We start from the raw sequence: 13764 nt of genomic DNA, 5'->3' as shown, positions 1-13764 counted from the left end.
TTCCCTCTATCCTAGAATTGCTACATTGATCTATGATCACGAAGAAGCCTAACGAAGTTGAATTGATGCGCACCTTACTCCCTGTAGTCGCCATATTAACCGCGCTTGCCTTGCATCCAGCTCAGGCAGACGTTGCCGTGCATGTTGGTACTAGCTTATCGATACCGCCATACGTTATCACCCACAATAATAGCGGCATCACCCTCGATCTGACACGAGAGGCGCTGGCAGTTAGCGGCTTAGATAGTGACGTCCACTACGGCAGCAATGCCCAAAACATTGACGATTTTAACCAAGGAAAATTAAACGCACTGTTAGTTACCCAACCTCAGCTGACACCTAATGCATTCTTTTCGAGCGAACCCGTTATGATTTTCCATAACGTCGTCATAACCTTAAAACGTGCAGACCATAACATTGAGAAAGTTAGCGATCTGGCCGGCCTACGCATTGGAGCCTTCAGTCTTGCCAAGCAGTTATTACCCAAGCCTTTCGCTATCTCCGTCGACTTGGCACCCAGCTATTCCGAATACACTCAACAAATCGAACAGGTAGAGTCTCTTTACAATGGTGATCGCGATGTCATCATCATGGATCGCCTAATATTCCGATACTACCTCAGTAAATTGCGACATAAAAACCCTCCGGACGTACGCTATCAAGCTTCTTATACGGCGGTAGAGCTATTTGAACCCAGTGAATATTTTATGGCGTTCAGTAACGAAGAATACCGCAATGCCTTCGACGAAGGCATGGCGACGCTGCGTAGTAATGGACGCTACGAGAATATTATTAATAGCTACGAACAGACGCTATCGCGGTACCTGATTCAGTAAACACCTAGAGAATAACAGATATAAAAAAACCGGCCGAAGCCGGTTTTTTTATTTAGCAGCTATTAGATATCTGCCAAAGTTTTCAGTGGGTAGTTCGCAGGGTAAGGCTTAGCCGCTACACCTGTATCAACTGCAGCTCGCGCTACAGCAGAAGAAACAACACCCAACAAACGAATATCAACCGCTTTAGGAATGATGTACTCGCGACCGAATGCTAAAGATTCTAAACCGTATGCATCAAGAACGTCCTGAGTTACAGGTTCTTTCGCTAGGTTAGCCAATGCTCTAGCAGCAGCCAGCTTCATCTCTTCGTTGATACGCTTAGCACGTACGTCTAATGCACCACGGAAGATGAATGGGAAGCCAAGAACGTTGTTAACCTGATTCGGATAATCTGAACGGCCAGTCGCCATAATGGCATCTGGACGAACTTCTTTAACGATCTCAGGCATAATTTCTGGAACTGGATTGGCGCAAGCAAAGATGATTGGATCTTTTGCCATTGTTTTGATTTGCTCACCAGTCACCATATTAGGACCAGACAAACCCAAGAAGATATCAGCACCATCTAGGGCATCATCAACAGTACGCTTGTCAGTCTCAACAGCAAAACCAGCCTTGTATTGGTTCAAATCAGTACGGCCAGAGTGGATAACACCACTACGGTCACACATGAAGATATTTTCTGGTTTCATGCCCGCCAAAATCATCAGTTTAGAGCAAGAGATCGCCGCAGCGCCTGCGCCTAGTACGCACATTTTGGCGTCTTCGATCTTCTTACCAACAATTTCCAATGCATTCAGTGCACCGGCAACCGTTACAATCGCTGTACCGTGCTGGTCATCATGAAATACTGGAATATCGCACTGTTCGATCAAAGTACGTTCAATTTCAAAACACTCAGGCGCTTTGATATCTTCAAGGTTGATACCACCGAAAGTGATAGCAATGCGACGAACGGTGTCAATGAAAGCTTGTGGGCTTTCAGACTCAACTTCGATATCGATTGAATCAACACCAGCGAAACGCTTAAACAGAAGACTTTTACCTTCCATTACTGGCTTAGAGGCCAATGGACCTAAGTTACCTAGACCAAGAATAGCGCTACCGTCAGTAATAACTGCAACCAAGTTGCCTTTAGCGGTGTAACGGTAAGCATTTTCAGGGTCGGCAGCAATCGCTTTCACTGGCTCTGCCACACCCGGGCTGTAGGCCAACGATAAATCGCGTGAGGTTTGAGCTGGCGTGGTCAGTTCAATACTGATTTTGCCTGGCTTTGGAAACTCATGATAATCCAACGCCGCTTGTTTGAAATCTTCTGACATAGTGCTTGTCCAGTTCCGTCGCAATGAGTGTTGTATGCCGACCGCACCAGAACAACCAAACGGGCACAGAGGCAAAGGGCCGAGAGTTATAACAAAAAGCGCTACCAAATTCTAGACAAATCAGGTATTAGGCCTCTGAAAAGATGATCGGTATCACTAAGCTGACGGATAAACCTGGCATGGCATTCGCCGCAATGACACGCCCACCGTGCAGCTCGGCAATACGTTTCACCAGCGCTAAGCCTATTCCGTAGCCACCGGCAGCATGGTCACGAGCGCTATCAACTTGGGTGAAGGCATCAAATATTCGCGTTAACTGATCATCCGGAACACCAGGGCCGCGATCTCGAATATTAATAACTAACTCATCCTGTTGATGCTGCAGGCTGATCGTTAGGGCACTACCCTCAGGAGCAAAGCGAATGGCATTGCGCAGCAAATTATCAAATGCCCGTTCAATCAATAGCCAATCCCACATGGCGGACATTGGTTCTGCCGGCCAGTTCACGGCAGCACTCACCCGCCGCGCCGCCATCTCTAAATCTGCATCGGCTAGCCACTGCTCAAGATACTCTTGGACCACGCCGTCACTAAGTTGTAACTGATGCTGATCTTGCTCTTGCAAGCGCGCCAGATCCAACATCTGGCCAATCAAGCTATCCACCTGAGTGACCGCACGCTCAATGCGAGCATGCTCGGCACCAAGTCGATTCTCAGTATCCTTTTTACGGGCAATACCCAGCGCTATCTGCAAGCGTGTTAATGGCGAACGTAACTCATGAGAAACATCTCGTAGCAACTGCTGATGACTATGCAGCAAACGTTGTAGTGATGCTGCCATATCGACCACTTCATTGGTTAGCGCACCAATTTCATCGCGGCGACGACCATCAACTTTTAATGCTGACATGTCGAAATCACCGCCACCTAACTGCTTGACTGCATGCTGCAAACGTCGAATTGGACGAGTTAAACTCCAAGCTAAGACAAAGCACAAAAGGGTTACCACTAACACCATTGCCGCGGGCAACGTCCAACGGCCTTCATCTTCCAGAATGCTTTGCCAGCCAATACGAGAAACCGCAACATATAAATAGTCGCCACGGCGAATAGGTCCAACCAACAGCCAGCCGTCATTTTGCCCACGCAAAACTTGACTACGATCAGCCGCCTCATCAACAAACTCTTCAATATCGTGGGGAAGTTGACTCACCATATCCATCGGCGCGGCGACGAGATTCCAGCCGGGACGAATACGTCGCCATAATTTGCGATCTTCAACCATGACGGGGCGCTGGCGCTCGATCATGCGCACCAACAGAAGGGTTTCGTTTGGAGTGGCTTGGCGCAAGTAATCGTCCTCAATCCATAAACCAGTGAGAACCGCCGTAAACATAGCGATAAACACCACACTCCAAAACCAAAGAAAGATGCGCAAGAACAACGAACGATACCAGCGCACCATTTAGAAAAACCTCTTTGACTCTGTGTAGTTCTTACAATCGCCGTTAAACATTAACAAGCAGATAGCCACGGCTGCGCACGGTTTTGATCCAATCAGAATCATCGTCGCGTTTTCCGAGCTTTTTACGTAGATTACTGACATGCATATCAATTGAGCGGTCATAAGCCATCAATGGTCGACCAAGCGCAGCAATAGACAGAGTGTCTTTGTCGACCAATTCACCTACGTGCTCCATCAAACACTGCAATACGCCAAACTCGGCGCCGGTTATTTGCAACTCAACACCATCCAATCTTGCCGTTCTAGTAGTGGGGTTCAGTGCGATATCACCGACATGCAACTCTGATGACGCTTGGGGAGTGACATCGCTCGACAACTCGATGCGACGAAACAGCGCTTTGATACGCGCAACTAACTCATGGTGATGATATGGCTTAGGAATGTAATCGTCCGCTCCATGCTCAAGCCCCAATACGCGATCAACACTCTCGCCCCGCGCCGTTAGCATAATGACAGGCACATTCGACTCGGCGCGTAGCTTACGCAGAACTTCAAAGCCGTTGAGCTTTGGTAGCATGACATCAAGCAGTATCAAATTGAACTTGCCACTTAAGGCCTCTGCTAAGCCCGTCTCACCATCTTGTACCGCTGTTAACTGGAAGCCTTCCATCGACAGGTATTCCTGCAACAGTTCGCCCAACTCAAAATCATCATCAATAAGTAAAATGGAGTTCATGATTCACCTCTAATTTAGGCAGATTACCCCTGCGGCTCAATACGCGGTAGCCCTATTGACCCTTCCTTACCAAGAACCCGACACTAGTGATCCAGCAAAGTCGCCATCCAACGCGTTTGCGGACGAGTTTCTAAGGCGATTTTGACCACCATTGTCAGAGGGATCGATAACAGCATTCCAACCGGCCCCAGTACCCAGCCCCAAAACACCAAAGAGACGAACACCACAAAGGATGATAAGCCCAAAGAACGCCCCATCATTCGAGGCTCAACCACATTACCGAAAAAGGTGTTGGCACCGACGTAAATAGCGGCGGTGATAAGAGCATCGCCCACGCCAAGTTGAATCAAAGCCACTAGCACCGCAGGCACTGCCGCAATAATAGAGCCGATATTGGGGATGTAATTCAACAGAAAGGCAATTAAGGCCCAGAGGGGGGCATAGTCGACCCCGACAATCACTAAGGCAATCCCAACCATCGCCGCAGTGCCTAAACTCATCAGGGTTTTAATCATCAAATACTGCTGTACAGAATCCGTGAAGCGCTGAAAGTGCGTAAATGCTTGAGTATGGTCGCCAAAGGCTTTACGCACTTTGTCGGGAAAGGATGATGCCTCCAATAAAATAAAAATCACCGCAAATAAGATCAAGAAGGTGTTCGCCAAAACCCCACCCAAACCGTTAAACACGCTCGCCACCATCTTCATAGCAACTCCGGGATTAACATATTCACGCAAGACATTGTCAGCAACTTCAATACCTTGGCCCCGCAGCCAAGTGACCGACTGGGTCGTTAGGGTTTGCAGCTTTTGTTCATAAACCGGAACGTCGGCATAAAACGCATTCAACGTCTTGCCAATAAAGGTCGCCAACAGAGTGCCAACCACAGTAAACCCAAGCAAAATTATAATAAGCGCAATAAGAGTGGGTACTTTATGGCGCGTCAACCAGCGCATTAAAGGTGCCGCTAAAATAGCGATGAACACTGCCAATAGGAAAGGCACTAACATGCTTGCAGCGCTCTTAACGCCAGCAATCACAATGACGATCGCCGCTAAAATCAGTACCACATTCCCTGCTACGCGATTTTCAGACGATGACATGATGGCTCCATGCAAGCTAAGAATAAGATTGCGCTACCATACATGAGTCGTGCGACCCCTTCTATATGTCTATCAAGCGTCTTGGCGGTCACTTTTTAAGCAATCGTATGATGTTTTTTGTACTTTTCTACATCTTTTGTCGAATTGTTTGTGCAAGGGTATTGCAAGTAAAATAATTTTCTATAGAATTCGCGGCCTGAAATGCGGAAGTGGTGAAATTGGTAGACACGCTGGATTTAGGTTCCAGTGCCGCAAGGCGTGAGAGTTCGAGTCTCTCTTTCCGCACCAATTTACGGAGTCGTCCATGTCTGGCCTCCTTATCCTGTTAGTCTTTCTATTAACAGGTATCTCGGTACAAACCTTATTAGATCTTCCTGTACCCGGCTCCATTGTCGGCATGCTTATTCTGTTGTTCGTACTAATGCTACTGCGTCGCACCCCAGAAACTCTGCAAAGCACTAGTCGCGTACTATCTCCCCTGCTTCCTTTGTTTATTATTCCTGTTAGCGTTGGCATCATTACCCAAAAAGAATTGCTCAACGAGCATGGTATCGCTCTGCTAGTTATTCTCGCCATGAGCTTGATACCGGGGGCACTGGTCTGTGCATTGATTATGACGAAGAGATCGGATCCATGATCGCTACCTTGCTGCACACCCCGTTGTTTTGGACAGCCTTAACCATCGCCTCTTTTTTATTAGGCCAGCGCCTCTATCAACAACTCGGCAATAGCGCTTTCATTCCACCAATACTGACGGGCATCGTATTAATTTGCGTAACCTTAGAGCTCACCGGCACGAGTTATCAAACCTACATGCAAGGCGGTGAATACCTACACCTAATGCTCGGGCCCGTCGTTGTTATGCTCGCCGTGCCCTTGTACCAATTTATTCATGCTATGCGTAAAGAATGGCTGCGCATTAGCTTAGCGGTAAGCTTAGGCAGCGCTACAACCGTTGGCACTGCCGTGGTGTTAGTTCATTGGTGGATTGGCGATCAAGCCATTACTGCAACGATGGCAACAAAATCAGTTACGACACCTGTTGCGATCACACTGAGCGAGCAATTGGGTGGCATTAGTGCTCTTGCCTCTGCGTTCGTGATTGTGACTGGCGTCTTTGGGGCGCTGCTCATACCGCCTCTATTGAAGGTTACAAAACTTAACCAACCGCAAGCTATGGGTCTCACTTTAGGCGTTTGCGCTCATGCTATTGGCACCAGTCGCGCCATTGAGTTAGGAACGCGAGAATCCGCCTATGCCGCAATGGCTATGACTTTAACCGCAACCCTGCATGCTATTGCATTACCGTGGCTAGTTTGAGCGTCTGCGTCTATGGTTAAGGGAGTTGTCCCTTAAGGAATAGAAATGACTCGCCACCTACGATCTCTGCTGCTGCTAGGAATCGGCACACTGATGAGTATGGTGCTGGTCTCAGGCGTTGTTATATACATTAACGAAATTCACAGCCAAAAATTGCGCATCGAAGCTTGGGCAAATGCTGCGTTCGAAAAACTTCACAATTACTCCCCGCCTCATCTTAATCGCCAGCATGTTGGACCCCTTGATCGACCCTCACTGATCAGTCCAGGACAAACACTGCAGATCGGTGAAGTGCAGTACAACCAACTTTATTTTTGGTACGAACAAAATAAAACCGAAAGCCATATTCCGGCATCGTTACTGCGCGACGCGATTGCTGGCAGCAAAGGCTTTCGTAGAGTGACGTTAAACACTAACACTTACCTATTCTATTTATTGCCGATCAATCAAAAACTAGGCCTAGTTATCGGCGAACCGATCGCCCAAATCCGCACGGTCACACTACATACTTGGGCACTTATTGTTATCGCCAATGCAATTTTATTGATCATTGCGGGGGTACTGTCGCAACACATCCTGCGCCCTATCAATGAAAAAATTCGTCGTCAACTACTCCAACATAGCTTGAGCTGGGACAGCATGAGTGGAATTGCCCTGCGTATCAGCTCAAGTTTATATATTTTGGATGCCAACCCACGCTTCGAATCTATGTTCGAGCTAACCACAGGCAACCACTTAAGCGATGCAACATCAAAGGAAAAATCCGGTGATTTGGGGTTTTATGTACTGCAAGCATTACAAGAACGAAGTGTCATCGAATTTGAATGTATTTTAGTGGATACCAAAGGCACAAGAAGTCATTGGGCCATGACAGCCCGCCCTTGGGATCTTGATGGTCAAGAATCCGTGCTCTTGTGTGGAGACGATGTTACTCGCCATCACCGCATGGCCTTAGAGCTTCAAGCAGAGCAAGAGCGAGTAAACTTATATTTAGATGCCATGCAGACCTTACTTATCATTTGCGATCATGAAGGCAATGTCTTGCGCATGAATCAACAAGCAGAAGACCTCATCGCCATGCCCGGCGAAAGTTTACATAAACAACCCATCTGGTCCCTACTACGCACAGATGATCGCGAGCGCATAAAATCCCTATGGCAACGCCTACCGACGATCGACGGCCATCCAGTCGACCAGTTCGCATTGATATCCTCCAGTGGAAAAGAATCCACCATCAACTGGCAGTTCACCGTCGTGCGCTACCCTGATAGCGATCACATTGATATTTTAATGGCCGGTCTTGATGTCACCGAATCCATTGCCAATCAGCAAGCTCTAGAAGTGGCTAACCGCCAAATCCGCGAAGCGTTAAACACCGCTAAAAATGCGAACCGCACCAAAAGCATTTTTTTAGCGAGTATGAGTCATGAAATTCGCACCCCAATGAACGGAGTACTAGGCGCTGCAGAACTGCTATTAGACTCCCCTCTCGATAAAGAACAACGCGGTTGCGTCGAGATCATTCACAGCTCCTCTCATGTCTTACTGGATATCATTAATGACATATTAGATTTATCAAAAATCGAATCAGGAAAACTCGAAATAGAAGCCGTGGACTTTGATTTAAACCAATTACTAAACGACCTATTCCATCTATTCCATCAACCCGCACGCCAGAAAGAACTCTCTCTTATTTATCGCTTTGATAATAAAATCCCCACTATTTGGCGTGGCGACCCAAAGCGCATACGCCAAATAGTGACCAATTTGCTAAGTAATGCTGTCAAGTTCACCCATCAAGGTCATATTGAGCTTCACGTCGAAGGTCAACGATTAAACGGCGACAGTTACCAACTGCAGATTCATGTTAATGACACCGGCATAGGCATTCCTGAATCAAAACAAGAACAAATTTTCTCTGCATTTCGCCAGGCGGATACCAGCACCAGCCGGCAGTACGGCGGAACGGGTCTTGGCTTAACCATCTGCCGCCATCTGGCCATAGCGATGGGCGGCAGCATTACTTTAAAAACAGCTGCCGATAAAGGCAGTTCATTTACCTTGTCTCTCGCACTACTGCTGGGTGACGCCGATAAACTACAAATATTACAACCATCTACCGCTAGGCCAGCTATCGACTTTAGAACCAAAATATTATTAGCCGAAGATAATCCCGTAAATCAGAAAATTGCCGAAAAAATGCTCACCCGAATGGGATTGCGCTGTACTTCAGTGAATAATGGCCAAGAGGCCGTGCGAGCGGTGATAAAAGAAAATTTCGACTTGATTTTAATGGACGTAAACATGCCCATTTTGGACGGTATATCCGCCACACAACAAATTCGGGACTTTGGAGCAGCTAAAAGCACGATTCCAATTTTGGCACTCACCGCCAATGCCATGATGGAAGATCGTCAACGCTGCCTTGATGCCGGAATGAACGGTTTTATTAGCAAACCGATTCGAATGGATAGTTTACGTGCAGCCATCGCAAGCTTGCTGCCAAACGTAACTCAAGATAAATCCGAAAACTAAAATATTGTCAGGCTTATAACAACTGTCCTTCAAACCTTCCGGCCAAATACTCAATCGCCAGTGCCAAGCCAGCAATCGCACGGCCCTCGTTAAAATCATCGCGAGCGTACAATTCAGGCAAATCGGCAAATTTCCACGGCACCAGTTCGAGCGGCTCAGGTTCATCACCTTCAAGCTTAGACGGGAACAAATCACGCGCTAACACAACATCAATACCACCGCGCATATAACTTGGTGATAAACTCATTTTCTTTAAATAAATAAACTCGCGCGCCGCAAAACCGATTTCTTCCTGTAGCTCACGGTTACAGGCGTCACGCATGCTTTCACCCAAATCCACCGCGCCTTTTGGCAATGTGAGGGTGTAATCTTCAACTCCGCCGCCGTACTCACGAATCAAGGCGAACGTGTCATCATCCAGCAGCGCAATCATCATCACCGCACCACTACCGCCGGGAACTAATCGCTCATAAGTGCGTTCCACCCCGTTACTAAAACGAAGGTCAATCGACTCTATACGAAACAAGCGGCTTTCCGCCACCAGTGAACGATGCAAAATCTGTGGTTTTTTATCCATGGTGAGCCTGTTTTAATAGGAGTAATTGCAATGCTATGTTGGAGTATAACCCCATGAACCTGCCTGATTGGCAACAAATTGATACTGTTCTGCTCGACATGGATGGCACCTTACTTGATCTCCATTTCGATAATTATTTCTGGCTCGATCATTTACCAGGAATCTATGCCAGTCACCATGGCCTCAGCGAAGAAGAAGCCTTGAGCGAACTCAATAAAAGCTTTATTGGGCTGCGTGGCACCCTCGACTGGTACTGCCTAGACTACTGGACTGAGCTTACCGGCCTACCCATCGCCGAGCTCAAACGCGACGTACAGGATAAAATCGGTTTTCGACCACATGTGCAAGACTTTCTGCAACGTCTACAAAGCTTGGGCAAGCGCCGTGTAATTGTTACCAACGCGCACCGCGATAGCGTTAATCTCAAAATACAGCGCACCGGTTTAGATCAGCTAGTGGATCGAATTATCAGTTCCCATGATTATCGCGAACCCAAAGAAAGCCAAGCATTTTGGGATCACTTACAGCGTGATGAAGGCTTCGACCCAGAGCGCACACTACTAATAGACGACAGTCAGGCTGTGTTAGAATCGGCATCTCGTTGGGGTATTCGTTATTTATTAACTATCTTCCACCCAGATAGTAAAAAGGCCCCAAGCCGAGACAGTCAATTTCCGGGCATCGACCACTTCGATGAGCTTGATTGGTAGAGCAACAACACGTTGTTAAATCAAAATTGGAGCAACTGTGAGCGCCACAGACAGCAACACTAGTAAAATTCGTATCGATAAATGGCTTTGGGCTGCCCGTTTTTTTAAAACGCGCGCGGCAGCAAAAACAGCCATCGATGGCGGCAAGGTTCATTTCCAAGGTCAGCGCTGCAAAGTCAGCAAGACCGTAGATATCGGCGACAAACTGACCATTCGCCAAGGTTTCGACGAAAAAACCGTGGTCATTACGGGCCTATCCGAACAACGGCGCGGGGCACCAGAAGCGCGATTACTCTACGAAGAAACACCAGAAAGTATTAAGCAGCGGATCGATAAAGCGGAAACTCGCCGCATTATTAATGCCGCCGGCATGGCACCCGACCACAAACCCAACAAAAAAGAGCGACGAGATATCAGTCGCTTTAAGCAAAGACAGGATTACTGAACATGAGCCAGCCTTCCGGCAGCGCCGATTTATTGCAACGCTTTAGCTTTGACAACACCGATATTCGCGGTGAAATCACGCATTTGCACAGCAGCTATCAAGATGTACTCAAGCGCCATACCTACCCGGCTGTGATCGCCACGGCTATTGGCGAATTGATGGCAGCAACCGCACTACTGAGCGCTAACCTAAAATTTGCCGGGCGCCTGACTCTGCAAATACGCCTTGCGGGTAATGTGTCACTACTGCAAGCAGAAACCAACGAACAAGGCCAACTGCGAGCCATCGCTCGTTATGACGAAAATGCTGCCGCCACCGAGCTCCAGCTAGAAAATGGCCAATTCATTATCACCATTGAGCCAGAGCAAGGGCAGCGCTATCAAGGCATTACCGCCATCGAAGGTGGCAATATTGCCGGTGCGCTAGAAGAATACTTCGTGCAATCCGAACAACTCGACAGTCGCTTCTGGCTGGTTTGCAAAGACGGCATTGCTGCCGGTTTTATGCTGCAAAAAATGCCCGGAACAGACAGTAATGATACCGATGCTTGGGATCGAATTGGCCATCTAGCGAGCACCATGAAAGATGAAGAGTTGCTGCATTTAGACAACGCAACGCTGCTGCATCGTCTGTATCACGAAGAACAAGTGCGACTTTATCCTGAATCGCCGCTGTCTTTTTTCTGCACTTGCTCAAAACCGCGCACGGCCAATGCGCTGCATCAATTAGGCTATGCCGAACTGGATGAAATACTTAAAGAATCTGGCAAAATTTCGATTACTTGTGAGTTTTGTCAGCAGGCTTATGCCTTTGAACGACCAGAAATTGAAGATATGTTCCCTGAACGACACCTGCATTGAGCCAATAATACGAATAAAATCAGTAACTTCCGCAATGTCGGCTAATTAATATACAGGGGGCTTAGCGTCTGGCGGATTTTCTGGCATAATTGTGCGCCTTCGATTCTGAACTCGCCCATGCACCCTCAGGGCGGTATATAGAGATTACAGCGTGTGGCCAAAAGCCGCACACGATTAATGAGGACCCCACTGGGCACCGATATGACGACTGTTTACACCGACTTATCCACACCATTTTTGGTAGAACAAGCGATTCTGCGTGGCGAAGGCCAACTGCAGGACAATGGCGCACTGGTTGTAAAAACTGGTGCTCGTACTGGCCGCTCGCCAATGGACCGCTACATCGTTGAAGAGCCGAGCAGCAAAGATGCCATTGATTGGGGCAACATCAACCGCCCATTCGACGCTGACAAGTTCGACGCTTTGTGGGAACGCGTAGAAGAGTATCTGTCGCAACACGATAGCTTCGTATCTCATGTACACGTTGGTTCAGATCCTCAGCACTACCTACCCGTTAAAATGACCACTCAGACTGCTTGGCAGAACCTGTTTGGCCGCAACTTATTCATTCGCCCAGAGAGCTACAATGGCTCTTCTAAAGAAGAATGGCAGATTCTGAACGTTGCTGGTTTTGAATGCGTACCTGAGCGTGATGGCACCAACTCTGACGGTTGCGTGATCCTCAACTTCGCTCAACGCAAAGTATTATTGGCTGGCATGCGTTACGCCGGTGAAATGAAAAAAGCCATGTTCTCGGTACAAAACTTCCTGTTGCCAGAAAAAGACGTGCTGCCAATGCACTGCTCTGCCAACGTAGGTGACGACGGCGACACTTGCTTGTTCTTCGGTCTATCAGGTACTGGTAAAACTACCCTATCTGCCGACCCAGAACGCTTCCTAATTGGTGACGACGAGCACGGTTGGGGCAAAGGCACAGTATTCAACATCGAAGGCGGCTGCTACGCAAAAACCATCGACTTGTCTCAGAAGAATGAACCAATCATTTGGAACGCGATCAAGTTTGGCGCTATCGTTGAAAACGTAGTAATCAACGAAGCGCGTACTGCCGATTACAGCGACGTCAGCCTGACTGAAAATGGTCGTTGTGCGTACCCACTTGAGCACGTAGAAAAGCGCGTTGCAGAAAACAAAGGTGGCGAGCCAAAAGCGGTTATCTTCTTAACTTGCGACATGACTGGCGTTCTTCCTCCAGTATCAGTACTGACCAAAGAACAAGCGGCTTATCACTTCCTAAGTGGTTACACAGCCCTTGTTGGTTCTACTGAGATGGGTGGTTCTAAAGGCCTTAAGTCTACTTTCTCTACTTGTTTCGGGGCACCATTCTTCCCGCGTCCAGCGGGTGAATACGCTGAATTGTTGATGAAGCGTGTGACTGAATTCGACTCACAAGTGTACCTAGTCAACACTGGCTGGACGGGTGGTGCTAACGGCGCAGGCGGCGAGCGTTTCTCAATACCAACGACTCGTGCAGTGATCAGCGCGATTCAAACTGGCGCGTTACGCGATGCAGAAACTGAGACTCTTCCAGTATTCGGCTTGAACGTACCTAAAGCCGTTAGCGGTGTAGACACTCACTTGCTGAACCCAATCAATGCTTGGGGCGACGAAGCGAAATGGACTGATGCGGCAAAAGGCTTGGCAGCTCAGTTCACTGCAAACTTCAAGAAATACGATGTCTCTGATGCCATCGTAGCTGCGGGTCCTTCAGCAGAATAATTGCTGTTAAGCCTGTAGAAAAAGCCCCGCCATGCGGGGCTTTTTTGTGGACGAAAGATATGTAGGAGCGACTCAACGAACGTTTTTTGTTCGTCGTCGCAAGGATATCTCACTC

Annotated in this window: 13 protein-coding genes and 1 tRNA gene; 9 read left to right on the top strand and 5 right to left on the bottom strand. The window is 47.9% G+C overall.

The window, feature by feature from the left end; genetic code table 11:
• Positions 1–32: 32 nt before the first annotated feature.
• On the top strand, positions 33–836 hold the full coding sequence (locus UXZ23_RS13310; protein WP_320821049.1) for a substrate-binding periplasmic protein: 804 nt from the start codon (positions 33–35) through the stop codon (positions 834–836).
• A 62-nt stretch (positions 837–898) separates the two neighbouring features.
• Here UXZ23_RS13310 and UXZ23_RS13305 read toward each other — a convergent pair whose 3' ends face one another.
• The 4 genes from UXZ23_RS13305 to UXZ23_RS13290 all read right to left on the bottom strand — a co-directional run bounded on the left by UXZ23_RS13305 (position 899) and on the right by UXZ23_RS13290 (position 5465).
• Positions 899–2161 (bottom strand): malic enzyme-like NAD(P)-binding protein, encoded by a 1263-nt coding sequence (locus UXZ23_RS13305; protein WP_320821048.1) that lies wholly within the window; start codon positions 2159–2161, stop codon positions 899–901.
• A gap of 127 nt (positions 2162–2288) precedes the next feature.
• Positions 2289–3626: an ATP-binding protein gene (locus UXZ23_RS13300; RefSeq protein ID WP_320821047.1), complete on the bottom strand. Its 1338-nt coding sequence runs from the start codon at positions 3624–3626 to the stop codon at positions 2289–2291.
• A gap of 43 nt (positions 3627–3669) precedes the next feature.
• Entirely contained in the window at positions 3670–4362 is a 693-nt protein-coding gene (locus UXZ23_RS13295; protein ID WP_320821046.1) for a response regulator, read from the bottom strand.
• A gap of 83 nt (positions 4363–4445) precedes the next feature.
• Positions 4446–5465: an AI-2E family transporter gene (locus UXZ23_RS13290; RefSeq protein ID WP_320821045.1), complete on the bottom strand. Its 1020-nt coding sequence runs from the start codon at positions 5463–5465 to the stop codon at positions 4446–4448.
• Positions 5466–5668: 203 nt separating this feature from the next.
• Here UXZ23_RS13290 and UXZ23_RS13285 point away from each other — a divergent pair.
• The 4 genes from UXZ23_RS13285 to UXZ23_RS13270 all read left to right on the top strand — a co-directional run bounded on the left by UXZ23_RS13285 (position 5669) and on the right by UXZ23_RS13270 (position 9320).
• A tRNA-Leu gene (locus tag UXZ23_RS13285) sits at positions 5669–5753 on the top strand.
• 16 nt (positions 5754–5769) lie between these two features.
• Entirely contained in the window at positions 5770–6102 is a 333-nt protein-coding gene (locus UXZ23_RS13280) for a CidA/LrgA family protein (protein WP_320821044.1), read from the top strand.
• The gene (locus tag UXZ23_RS13275) at positions 6099–6785 is read left to right on the top strand and encodes an LrgB family protein (RefSeq protein ID WP_320821043.1); all 687 of its coding nucleotides are present in this window, start codon (positions 6099–6101) and stop codon (positions 6783–6785) included. Before UXZ23_RS13280 ends, UXZ23_RS13275 begins: the two co-directional genes overlap by 4 nt.
• A 45-nt stretch (positions 6786–6830) precedes the next feature.
• Positions 6831–9320: an ATP-binding protein gene (locus tag UXZ23_RS13270; protein ID WP_320821042.1), complete on the top strand. Its 2490-nt coding sequence runs from the start codon at positions 6831–6833 to the stop codon at positions 9318–9320.
• 13 nt (positions 9321–9333) lie between these two features.
• Here UXZ23_RS13270 and nudE read toward each other — a convergent pair whose 3' ends face one another.
• Entirely contained in the window at positions 9334–9897 is a 564-nt protein-coding gene (gene nudE, locus UXZ23_RS13265) for an ADP compounds hydrolase NudE (protein WP_320821041.1), read from the bottom strand.
• A 53-nt stretch (positions 9898–9950) separates the two neighbouring features.
• On the opposite strand from nudE, the gene yrfG reads away from it, so the two are divergent.
• From yrfG to UXZ23_RS13245, 4 genes are all read left to right on the top strand, one after another.
• Positions 9951–10607 (top strand): GMP/IMP nucleotidase, encoded by a 657-nt coding sequence (gene yrfG / locus UXZ23_RS13260; protein ID WP_320821040.1) that lies wholly within the window; start codon positions 9951–9953, stop codon positions 10605–10607.
• Positions 10608–10644: 37 nt separating this feature from the next.
• Positions 10645–11052, top strand: a complete 408-nt coding sequence (gene hslR / locus UXZ23_RS13255; protein ID WP_320821039.1) for a ribosome-associated heat shock protein Hsp15 — start codon at positions 10645–10647, stop codon at positions 11050–11052.
• Positions 11053–11054: 2 nt separating this feature from the next.
• The gene (gene hslO, locus UXZ23_RS13250) at positions 11055–11912 is read left to right on the top strand and encodes an Hsp33 family molecular chaperone HslO (RefSeq protein ID WP_320821038.1); all 858 of its coding nucleotides are present in this window, start codon (positions 11055–11057) and stop codon (positions 11910–11912) included.
• Between the two features lie 201 nt (positions 11913–12113).
• Entirely contained in the window at positions 12114–13649 is a 1536-nt protein-coding gene (locus UXZ23_RS13245) for a phosphoenolpyruvate carboxykinase (RefSeq protein WP_320821037.1), read from the top strand.
• Positions 13650–13764 lie beyond the last annotated feature (115 nt).

It is taken from the genome of Thalassolituus sp., assembly GCF_034111725.1.
Classification (GTDB): Bacteria; Pseudomonadota; Gammaproteobacteria; order Pseudomonadales; family Oceanobacteraceae; genus Thalassolituus.
Note: the sequence above shows the minus strand (reverse complement) of the source record. Positions and strands in the feature narration are given on the sequence as shown.